The following is a 1,430-nucleotide window of genomic DNA, read 5'->3' as shown; positions in this document are numbered from 1 at the left end:
GAGTGTCGGGCGGATCACCGAGTTCCTGACCCACAACTGGGGAACCCGGCTGATCCGCGGCTGGGACGAGGAGTGGATGGAGCTTCCGTTCCGGATCGGCGACGAACTCGGGCGGGTCGCGCTCGGCGCGGCGCCTGGCCAGGTCTTCATCGGCGACTCGACGACCGTACTGCTCTATAAGCTCGCCCGGGCCGCGGTGGACTACCGCAGGGTCGGCTCCGAACCGGCGCGCACCGAGATCGTGCTCGACACCGACAACTTCCCCACCGACCGGTACCTGATCGAGGGCATCGCCGCCGAGCGCGGCCTGACCCTGCACTGGATCCACTCGGATCCCGCAGGCGGGGTCTCACTCGACCAGGTGCGCGCGGCGATCGGCCAGCAGACGGCGCTCGTCCTGCTCAGCCACGTCGCCTACCGCTCCGGGTTCCTCGCCGACATGCGCCGGATCACCGCGGCGGCGCACTCTGTCGGCGCCCTCGTGCTCTGGGACCTCAGCCACTCTGTCGGCTCCGTTCCCGTCGAGCTGGACCTCTGCGACGTCGACCTCGCCGTCGGCTGCTCGTACAAGTACCTGAACGGCGGGCCGGGGGCGCCTGCCTTCGGCTACGTGCGCCGCGACCTCCAGGACGTGCTCACCCAGCCGATCCAGGGCTGGATGGGCACGAAGGACGTGTTCACGATGGGGCCGGGGTATCACCCGGCCGACGGCATCCGCCGGTTTCAGAGCGGGACGCCGCCGGTCGTCGGCATGCTCGCGATGCAGGACACGATCGCGATGATCGGCGAAGCGGGCATCGAGGAGGTGCGGGCCAAGTCTGTCGCGCTCACCGAATTCGCGATCACCCTCGTCGACGAGTGGCTCGTGCCGCTCGGCGTGCGGCTCACGTCGCCGCGCGACCACACCCACCGCGGCGGCCACGTCACGGTCAACCACCCGGCGATGCGGCAAGTCACGACGACACTCTGGGAACACGACGTCATCCCCGATTTCCGCGGGCCGGAAGGCTTGCGGATCGGGCTGTCGCCGCTCAGCACGAGCTTCGTCGAGACGCTCGAGGGGGTCGCGGCGATCCGCGACGTGCTGCGCGGGGTCCTGCTCGGGCAGGCAGGCCTCGCGCCGGGGACCGGGATCGCGGCGGGGTTCGGGCAGAGTGGCCCCGGCAACGGGCCGTAACAGCCGACCCGGGCCCGGGCCGTGTGGACTGTAGAATCGAGGCATCCACGCCCCCGACGTCTCGGAGTGAACCATGCCAACCATCGTCGTTGAAGTTATGCCCAAGGCCGAGCTGCTCGACCCGCAGGGAAAAGCCGTCGCCGGCGTCCTCGGCCGCCTCGGCAAGACCCGCTTCACGAGCGTTCGCCTCGGCAAGCGTTTTGAACTCACCGTCGACGGGCCCGTCGCCGAGGCCGTGCTCGCCGCAGTGCGC

2 protein-coding genes are annotated in these 1,430 nt (G+C 70.2%); both read left to right on the top strand.

Annotated features, from left to right (window positions below):
• On the top strand, window positions 1-1,177 hold a 1,177-nt coding region (locus QN345_RS19045), incomplete at its 5' end, for a kynureninase (protein WP_323509115.1).
• A gap of 73 nt (window positions 1,178-1,250) precedes the next feature.
• Window positions 1,251-1,430: phosphoribosylformylglycinamidine synthase subunit PurS (locus QN345_RS19040; RefSeq protein WP_323509114.1), on the top strand; the 180-nt coding region annotated here is incomplete at its 3' end.

Origin of the sequence: Cryobacterium sp. 10I1 (assembly GCF_035019805.1) — a bacterium.
In the GTDB taxonomy this organism is placed as follows: domain Bacteria; phylum Actinomycetota; class Actinomycetes; order Actinomycetales; family Microbacteriaceae; genus Cryobacterium; species Cryobacterium glucosi.
Note: the sequence above shows the minus strand (reverse complement) of the source record. Positions and strands in the feature narration are given on the sequence as shown.